10 protein-coding genes and 1 pseudogene are annotated in these 9,101 nt (G+C 51.7%); 3 read left to right on the forward strand and 8 right to left on the reverse strand.

The features are described from left to right. From CS369_RS17170 to CS369_RS17205, 8 genes are all read right to left on the reverse strand, one after another. A partial coding sequence (locus tag CS369_RS17170; RefSeq protein WP_001982298.1) for a GTP-binding protein occupies nucleotides 1-90 on the reverse strand: 90 nt, incomplete at its 3' end. 63 nt (nucleotides 91-153) lie between these two features. Further along, the gene (gene fusA / locus CS369_RS17175) at nucleotides 154-2,268 is read right to left on the reverse strand and encodes an elongation factor G (RefSeq protein WP_196908047.1); all 2,115 of its coding nucleotides are present in this window, start codon (nucleotides 2,266-2,268) and stop codon (nucleotides 154-156) included. 93 nt (nucleotides 2,269-2,361) lie between these two features. Further along, complete coding sequence (rpsG, locus tag CS369_RS17180; RefSeq protein ID WP_195315729.1) at nucleotides 2,362-2,832, reverse strand: 30S ribosomal protein S7; 471 nt, start codon at nucleotides 2,830-2,832, stop codon at nucleotides 2,362-2,364. Nucleotides 2,833-2,928: 96 nt separating this feature from the next. After that, nucleotides 2,929-3,303, reverse strand: a complete 375-nt coding sequence (gene rpsL / locus CS369_RS17185) for a 30S ribosomal protein S12 (RefSeq protein ID WP_195315730.1) — start codon at nucleotides 3,301-3,303, stop codon at nucleotides 2,929-2,931. Between the two features lie 135 nt (nucleotides 3,304-3,438). Beyond that, nucleotides 3,439-3,756 carry a sulfurtransferase complex subunit TusB gene (tusB, locus tag CS369_RS17190; protein WP_196908048.1) on the reverse strand — a complete coding sequence of 106 codons (318 nt, stop codon included), beginning with the start codon at nucleotides 3,754-3,756 and terminating at the stop codon, nucleotides 3,439-3,441. A gap of 33 nt (nucleotides 3,757-3,789) precedes the next feature. Further along, nucleotides 3,790-4,149: a sulfurtransferase complex subunit TusC gene (gene tusC, locus CS369_RS17195; protein WP_196908049.1), complete on the reverse strand. Its 360-nt coding sequence runs from the start codon at nucleotides 4,147-4,149 to the stop codon at nucleotides 3,790-3,792. Nucleotides 4,150-4,158: 9 nt separating this feature from the next. Then, nucleotides 4,159-4,548 (reverse strand): sulfurtransferase complex subunit TusD, encoded by a 390-nt coding sequence (gene tusD, locus CS369_RS17200; RefSeq protein ID WP_196908050.1) that lies wholly within the window; start codon nucleotides 4,546-4,548, stop codon nucleotides 4,159-4,161. Continuing rightward, nucleotides 4,548-5,270: a transcriptional regulator gene (locus CS369_RS17205; protein WP_196908051.1), complete on the reverse strand. Its 723-nt coding sequence runs from the start codon at nucleotides 5,268-5,270 to the stop codon at nucleotides 4,548-4,550. The genes tusD and CS369_RS17205 overlap by 1 nt, the downstream gene beginning before the upstream one ends. A gap of 349 nt (nucleotides 5,271-5,619) precedes the next feature. Between CS369_RS17205 and eptA the strand changes: the two are divergent. The 3 genes and pseudogenes from eptA (at nucleotide 5,620) to pmrB (ending at nucleotide 9,040) form a co-directional block, all read left to right on the forward strand. Next, nucleotides 5,620-7,269, forward strand: a pseudogene (gene eptA, locus CS369_RS17210) (phosphoethanolamine transferase EptA). After that, the gene (gene pmrA / locus CS369_RS17215; protein ID WP_196908052.1) at nucleotides 7,266-7,934 is read left to right on the forward strand and encodes a two-component system response regulator PmrA; all 669 of its coding nucleotides are present in this window, start codon (nucleotides 7,266-7,268) and stop codon (nucleotides 7,932-7,934) included. The pseudogene eptA and the gene pmrA overlap by 4 nt, the downstream one beginning before the upstream one ends. Then, entirely contained in the window at nucleotides 7,931-9,040 is a 1,110-nt protein-coding gene (gene pmrB, locus CS369_RS17220) for a two-component system sensor histidine kinase PmrB (protein WP_244665071.1), read from the forward strand. Before pmrA ends, pmrB begins: the two co-directional genes overlap by 4 nt. Nucleotides 9,041-9,101 lie beyond the last annotated feature (61 nt).

Raw genomic sequence — 9,101 nt, forward strand, 5'->3', positions numbered from 1 at the left:
TGCGGTCAGCGTGGTTTTACCATGGTCAACGTGGCCGATAGTACCGACGTTAACGTGCGGTTTTGTACGTTCAAATTTTTCTTTAGACACGGCTATATTCCTTACTCAAATACCCTCCCCTGAGGAGAGGGCATGGGATCAATGTATTGGTAATTATTTACCACGAGCTTCAATAACGGCCTGAGCAACGTTGTTCGGCGCATCATCGTACTTCAGGAACTCCATGGAGTAAGAAGCACGGCCTTTGGTCAGAGAACGCAGTTGAGTTGCGTATCCGAACATTTCAGACAGCGGAACTTCGGCATGAATCACAACGCCAGTGACGTTAGATTCCTGACCACGCAGCATACCACGACGACGGCTAAGGTCACCGATTACGTCACCGGTGTTCTCTTCAGGCGTTTCTACTTCAACCTTCATGATCGGTTCAAGCAGAACAGGTTTTGCTTTTTTGAAGCCATCTTTAAAGGCGATAGACGCAGCCAGTTTAAACGCCAGTTCAGAGGAGTCAACGTCATGGTAAGAACCGAAGTGCAGACGCACGCCGAGATCGACCACCGGGTAACCCGCCAGCGGGCCCGCTTTCAGCTGTTCCTGAATACCTTTATCAACGGCAGGGATGTATTCACCAGGAATTACAGCACCTTTGATGTCGTTGATGAACTCGTAGCCTTTCGGATTTGAGCCCGGCTCCAGCGGATACAGGTCGATAACCACGTGACCATACTGACCACGACCACCAGACTGCTTGGCGTGTTTACCTTCGATATCGGTAACTTTCGCGCGAATCGCTTCACGGTAAGCAACCTGAGGTTTACCGACGTTCGCTTCAACGTTGAACTCACGTTTCATACGGTCAACGATGATGTCGAGGTGCAGCTCACCCATACCGGCGATGATGGTCTGGTTAGATTCTTCGTCAGTCCATACGCGGAAGGACGGGTCTTCTTTCGCCAGACGTGCCAGAGCCAGACCCATTTTTTCCTGATCAGCTTTGGTTTTCGGCTCAACGGCGATAGAGATAACCGGCTCCGGGAACTTCATACGTTCCAGGATGATCGGAGAATTCGGATCGCACAGGGTATCCCCGGTGGTCACGTCTTTCAGACCGATGGCTGCCGCGATGTCACCAGCGCGAACTTCTTTGATCTCTTCACGTTTGTTAGCGTGCATCTGAACGATACGACCGAAACGCTCACGCGCCGCTTTCACGGAGTTCAGCACGGTATCACCGGAGTTAACCACACCGGAGTACACACGGAAGAACGTCAGGTTACCTACAAACGGGTCGGTAGCAATTTTGAATGCCAGCGCAGAAAACGGCTCATCATCACTTGCGTGACGTTCAGCCGGCGTGTCTTTACCGTCATCCAGCATACCGTTGATCGCCGGTACATCGACCGGAGATGGCAGGTAATCAACTACCGCATCCAGCATCGCCTGTACACCTTTGTTTTTAAAAGCAGAACCACAGGTAACCAGGATGATTTCGTTGTTCAGAACGCGCTGACGCAGAGCTTTTTTGATCTCTTCTTCAGTCAGTTCTTCACCGCCCAGGTATTTCTCCATCAGCTCTTCGGAAGCTTCCGCAGCGGATTCGATCAGGTTCTGGTGCCATTCGTCAGCCAGTTCCAGCATATCAGCAGGGATGTCTTCGTATTCGAAGGTGACGCCTTGGTCGGCTTCGTTCCAGTTGATCGCCTTCATTTTAACCAGGTCAACAACACCGGTGAAACCTTCTTCAGCACCAATCGCCAATTGCAGCGGAACCGGGTTCGCGCCCAAACGGGATTTGATCTGACCAACGACCTTCAGGAAGTTCGCGCCCATACGGTCCATTTTGTTAACGAACGCGATGCGCGGAACTTTGTATTTGTTAGCCTGACGCCATACGGTTTCAGACTGCGGCTGAACACCACCAACAGCACAGTAAACCATGACTGCACCATCAAGAACACGCATGGAACGTTCTACTTCGATAGTGAAGTCAACGTGTCCCGGGGTGTCGATGATGTTTACGCGGTGCGGCTCAAACTGCTTCGCCATACCAGACCAGAACGCAGTAGTCGCAGCAGAGGTAATGGTAATCCCACGCTCTTGCTCCTGCTCCATCCAGTCCATCGTGGCGGCGCCGTCGTGAACTTCACCGATTTTGTGGTTTACACCTGTGTAGAACAGAATACGTTCAGTCGTGGTGGTTTTACCGGCGTCGATGTGTGCACTGATACCGATATTACGGTAGCGTGCAATGGGTGTTGTACGAGCCATTTGTTTCCTCTATTATATCTTCGGACGTTCAATTCATCAGTTAACACAAACGGGCGGGCCGCAAAGCACGCCCGCCTGGTTAGCCCGCGGGAATTACCAGCGGTAGTGAGCGAACGCCTTGTTGGCTTCGGCCATGCGGTGAACGTCTTCACGTTTCTTAACAGCAGTACCTTTGTTGTCTGCTGCATCAGAAAGTTCGTTCGCCAGGCGCAAAGCCATCGATTTATCACCGCGTTTACGAGCAGCTTCAACGATCCAACGCATTGCCAAAGCATTACGACGGACCGGACGGACTTCAACTGGAACCTGGTAAGTTGAACCACCTACACGGCGGGACTTAACTTCAACAGTCGGACGAACGTTGTCCAGAGCGACTTCGAAAGCTTCCAGTTCGTTTTTACCAGAACGCTGTGCCAGGGTTTCCAGCGCGGTATAGACGATTGCTTCTGCGGTAGATTTTTTACCGTCTACCATCAGAATGTTTACAAATTTGGCCAGTAATTCAGATCCGAACTTAGGATCCGGCAGAATTTTACGTTGACCAATGACGCGACGACGTGGCATGGAAATACTCCGTTGTTAATTCAGGATTGTCCAAAACTCTACGAGTTTAGTTTGACATTTAAGTTAAAACGTTTGGCCTTAATTAACGGAGAACCATTAAGCCTTGGGACGCTTAACGCCGTACTTGGAACGGCTCTGCTTACGATCTTTAACACCAGAGCAGTCCAGTGCACCACGTACGGTGTGGTAACGCACACCCGGGAGGTCTTTAACACGACCGCCACGGATCAGGATCACGGAGTGCTCCTGCAGGTTGTGACCTTCACCACCGATGTAGGAAGTCACTTCAAAACCGTTAGTCAAACGCACACGGCATACTTTACGCAGTGCGGAGTTTGGTTTTTTCGGAGTGGTGGTATATACGCGAGTACATACACCACGTTTTTGCGGGCACGCTTCCAGCGCAGGAACGTTGCTTTTTGCAACCTTCAGAGAGCGCGGTTTGCGAACCAGCTGGTTAATTGTTGCCATTAAAAACTCCTGGTTTTTTTATTTCGCTTCGTAAACACGTTATAAATAGCCCCATATATTACAGAGTAAAATATTGGGACGCATAATTATAGGGCTGACAGTGAAAGGAGTCAAGAAATAGTCAAAATTTCAGCATCACCACGCCAGTTGCACAGCGTGTTGGGCGGTCAGCCGGACAAATTCAGTATAGTCGACCAGCAGAATACTGGTTGATATTTGTTCTGCCAACCCGCGGGCGTCCACATCTTCCTGCAAGGCGTAGACAGGAATTCCCAATGCCAGCAGGTGTTCCACCACGTTCCCCTGCCCCAATGCGGCAATCACGCCGTCTTGCAGCAGCAGCAGCGCATCCTGTGGCAACACGCAACGCAACATAGCGTCGATATCGGTGTGATAGGGCGAACGGGAAAGCGTGTGCAAGCGCGTTTTCAGAGGTGGGGTCACAGACTGCATAAGCGTAGCACTCTCACAGTAAACACTCTCAAATTAAAACGTAAGGACAGTGTCATAGTCGGCAAGCGTTGCACGCAGGGCATCCGGCGCGAGTCGTTCAACGCCAATCACCCATGCGGTATCCGCGTTCAGGCCGCGCTGATAGGCAGACGCCGCACACAGATAGCAGCGCTCGATGTCGTACAGCGGCAACACGCCAAACGTGGCAATGTAGTTACGCATCAGAATGATGTCAGGTTGCTGGCCGGGCAACAGTTGGAGCACTCCGTCACCGATAAAAAACACGCCGATATCATCGCTCAGCGCGTAGGTGGCCAATAAGGCATCCAATCCTTCTCGCCCTGACGCGTCACCGTGCGGAGCATGGGTAAACAAGAAAGCGATGCGTTTCATTATCGCTCCTTAAAACTGTACGACGCGGTCGCACGTCAACACGGACTGAGCCAGTTCACCTAAACCGCTCAGTGAAAAACCTGGTTGCAGATTGGCGGTGGGTAGTTCGAGCAGCCTTGCCTGTTCGTTGTCCGTGACTCCGCGACGCAGTGCGGCAGCCACGCAAACATTCAGTGCCACCTGATGCGTTGCCCCCAACTGCTGCCACGCACGCGTCAAATCGAACTCGTCATTAGCAGGGGACGTCAGTTGACTGGCGTTCAGCACCCCTTCCCGATAAAAAAACACGCTTTCCAGGCAGTGCCCTTGTGCAATCAACGCCCGGGCAAACAGCAGCGAGCTACTCGCCAGCTGCGTACCGTATGCCGGGCCTGTCACCAAGAGGCAATAACGCAACATTAGCGGTCGTGCCCGCTGAAATCACCGTTTTTAAACTGGCGAATGTAGAGGTAAACCGTGTGCTTGGAAATATTCAGGCGATCCGCCACCTGATTGATCGCCTCCTTGATATCGAAAATACCTTTTTCATAGAGGTTCAGCACAATTTGCCGGTTCTTGGCATTGTTAGAAACGTTGCGATCCGCGTTCACCTCTTCAATAGAGAACTCAAGCGTCTGCGCAACAAGATCGTCCACGGAGGAAGCAAAGTTCACCGAGGAGGCCACTTCATGGGTTTCCGGTGGAATAAATGTTTGCACAATCTGGGAAAAAGGCACATCAAGATTCATGTTGATACACAGCAGGCCGATCACACGCTGCTCGCGGTTACGAATGGCGATAGTGACCGATTTCATCAGCACACCGCTTTTGGCTCGAGTGAAGTAGGCTTTGGATACGCTACTGTCTTCTCCCGCCATATCATGCAGCATACGCAACGCCAGATCGGTAATCGGCGAACCGATTTTACGCCCGGTGTGTTCGCCGTTGGCAATGCGCACCGCAGAGCATTTAAGATCTTCTAGCGCGTGCAACACGATTTCACAGTGTTCACCGATCAGCATCGCCAGACCGTCTACCACCGCCTCGTAAGATTTCAGGATCTCATGGTCCGTCGGGTTAAACGGCCGTTCCTCCAGCAAATCAATTTCATTTGATTCGCCAGACACAAGCAAATTTGACATGGCTGACACCATCCTCGACATCATCTATTTAATTGCCTTAAACGTTTAGGCACTCACCATCGACAGGACACTCCCCTAAATAATTCAAGTCGCAGACGCGTTGGCTACGCTCGCTCACCCGAATCACTTACCTAAGTAAGCTCATCGGGATTCACTCCCTTGCCGCTTTCCTGCAACTTGAATTATTTAGGGTCTAGTATACCAAATGTCCCTTCTCCCGTCCCCGCATTTCACGGTTCTCCCCCCCCCTTTTACTACGACATCTGAACACCGTCTTAAGGTTGGCTTAATTTTAATATCTTAACGTCACGCGCTATCACTCATTTTGTCTTTATTCATTGAGATAGCCATGAAAATTCGTTTTACCCTTTCCCGCCCCGAGTGGACAAGCATCGGCTACGTGCTGTTTTTCTCCGCCTTTATCAAGCTGGTGCAAAACGTTGCTTACTATCGTCAAACGCTGCACCTGCTGGATTTCAGCCAGCGCGCAACGCTGCCTTTTTTCCTGAGCATGCCGTTGGTGATCTTCGCCATGCTGAATATCGTCTTTACCCTGTTCGCCATTCCCTATCTGCGTCAATGGGCGATTGCTGCGCTGCTGATCGCGGGCGCTTCAGTGCAATATTTCATGCTGAACTACAGCATTATTATCGATCGCACCATGATACAGAATGTGATGGAAACCAACGTGTCGGAATCTGTCGATCTGTTTACGCCACAACTGGCACTCTGGGTATTGCTCGTCGGGGTCTTGCCTGCCAGCTTCGCGTTATGGGTAAAAATAAAACCGACGGTATTAACCGCGATCAGTATCGGTCAGCGCTTTTTGATTATCGCACTATCACTGCTGACAATATTGCTCGTCGCCGTGCTATTTTACAAAGATTACGCATCATTAATGCGAAATAACAAGGAGTTGGTGAAATCTATTACCCCCAGCAACGTGATAACCGCCAATCTTTCCTAAGTTAAGCATCGGGCGCTGGCTAACCAGCCGTTAGTGCAAATCGGCCTGGATGCGCACCAAGGCCCCGCCCTGCCAATGCCAATGGTAAGAAAAACCTGATCATTTTAGTGGTAGGAGAAACCGCTCGCGCGGAAAACTTCTCTCTGGGGGGGATACGGCAAAGAGACTAATCCGCAGTTGAAAAAGGCCAACGTGATCTACTTTCCCCATACCCAGTCGTGTGGCACGTCAACCGGCGTTTCGGTGCCCTGCATGTTTTCTAGCATGCCACGCACGCAATACGATGCCGCACTGGCCAGCCACCAGGAAGGGCTGCTGGATATTGTTCAACGCGCCGGCATCAATGTGCTGTGGCAGGAAAATGACGGCGGATGCAAGGGCGTCTGCAATCGGGTTCCCAACAAAGATATTCCCAGCATTGCAGCACCGGGCTTATGCAGCGGCGAAGAATGCTACGATGAAGCGCTGTTTACCGGCGTGGAAGACCATATCAATCAACTGAACAGCGACACCATTATTGTGCTGCACATGATTGGCAGTCACCGGCCAGCCTATTACAGACGTTATCCGGACGCGTTCAAACAATTTACCCCGACCTTCGACACCAACCAGATTCAGAACTGTTCCCAAGATGTGCTAACCAACACCTATGACAACACGCTGCTTTATCTGGATAACACGTTAAACAACGCGATAGCGCTGCTGAAACACCATCAGGATAAGTTCAACACCGCATTGGTTTATCTCTCCGACCATGGAGAATCACTGGGGGAAGACAGTGTTTATTTACACAGCATGCCCTATGCCGTCGCCCCTTCACAACAAACGCATATCCCGATGTTGATGTGGCTGTCGCATGACTACCAGCAGCAATTTGCCGTGGAAGAGACATGTTTGCGACAACGCGCGCAAACACAAAGTTATTCGCAAGACAATCTGTTTCACACCATACTGGAAATGCTTAATGTTACTACCAACGAATATCAGCCTGAATGGGATATCCTCAAGGGATGTCGGAATCGCACTGCATGAGATTGTTGATTGTAGAAGATGATGCCTTACTGCAAGAAGGATTGTTACTGGCACTCAGCCAGGAAGGGTACGACTGCGACTGCGCGGGCGGAGCCAAACAGGCGGATGCACTGTTAAACAGTGCGCCATACAGTCTGGTGGTTCTGGATCTCGGGCTACCGGATGGCGATGTCTTGCAACTGCTGGCACGCTGGCGCAAACAGCACCAGCATATGCCGGTGTTGATCCTGACCGCCCGTGATACCATCGACGATCGCGTCAGCGGGCTGGATTCCGGAGCCGATGACTACCTGGTTAAGCCGTTTGCGCTGACGGAGCTGCTGGCACGGGTCAGAGCCCTGATCCGCCGCCACCAAGGCGCAAGCGACAATCTGGTTGTGGTGGACGATCTTTGCCTTGATCTCACGACTCAGCAGGTGAGCCTGAAGCACGAATCGGTTATTCTGACGCCCAAAGAGTTTGCGATTCTCGCAAGGCTGGTATTGAAAGCCGGGCAACCCGTTCACCGCGAATTGCTGCATCAAGATATTTACAGTTGGAATGACGATCCCGCCTCAAACTCACTCGAGGTTCACGTCCATCATTTACGACAGAAAATCGGCAAAGCACGCATCCGTACCTTGCGCGGCTTCGGCTACCTGTTCACGACCGAGGATGACGCATGAAACGCATTTTCAGCTCGATGTCTCCCCCTGCGGCCAGCATGCGCTGGCGGCTTATCATCGCGCTGGGATGTATTTTGTTGACGTGCCAGCTCATCAGCGTCGCCTGGCTATGGCATGAAAGTAAGGAACAGATCGAGTTTCTGGTGGACAAAACGATGAGTGAACACGCGCGCAACGATCATATCGCCAAGAAAATACGCGAATCGATAGCCTCACTCAGCATACCCAGTCTGGTAATGGTGCTGGCTTCCCTGTTTCTTTCTATTCAGGCCGTGAACTGGATTACGCGGCCACTGTCGCGCCTCGCAGCGGAATTAGGCAACCGCAGTGCGGAAAATCTGGAACCTATCGCTGATTATCAGCAGGTGGAAGAGATCGCCGCCGTGACACGCTCCATGAACCAACTCTTTGTGCGCCTGAATGAAACGCTGGAACGAGAGCGCCAATTTACCGCTGACGTCGCGCACAAACTACGTACCCCGCTGGCAGGAATACGGCTGCATCTGGAACTTCAGCAACAACGTCATGGAGTCGATTGCCAGCCGCTGATTTCACGTATCGATACCATGACACGAACCGTTGAACAACTGCTTCAGTTGGCGAGCGCCGCCGTGGCGTTTTCCTCCGGCCACTACCAACAGATTTCGCTGGCTCAGGATGTGATTGTCCCCATACAGGATGCGGTGGAAGAGATGGCCAGTCAGCGCAACCAGCGTATTGACTGGCAAATCAGCGAGGAAGAGGTGGCAATACAGGGCGATGCCACGTTACTGCAACTGCTGCTGCGTAATTTGATCGAAAACGCTCACCGTTACAGCCCTCCAGAGAGCACTATTACTCTGCGACTTACCGCCGACCCGGAAATCACCTTGCAGGTGCGTGACCAAGGGCCAGGCATTGATGAAAGCAAAGTCGGCGAATTGAGCAAGGCGTTTGTCCGCATGAACACGCGTTACGGCGGCATCGGGCTGGGATTGAGTATTGTCACCCGCGTGGCACAACTGCACCATGGCGCATTAACGATCAGCAACCTGCGTGAGGGCAACGGCACGCTGGCGGAGGTCACCTTCCCGCCGCTGCTTTCATGGCGTGACGCTATACCATAAAAATCTATGGTCACCCCCGTTTTTGCAACACTGATTTTCGATTGATGTTGGGCTTGCTTAA

Origin of the sequence: Candidatus Symbiopectobacterium sp. 'North America' (assembly GCF_015762685.1) — a bacterium.
Classification (GTDB): domain Bacteria; phylum Pseudomonadota; class Gammaproteobacteria; order Enterobacterales; family Enterobacteriaceae; genus Symbiopectobacterium.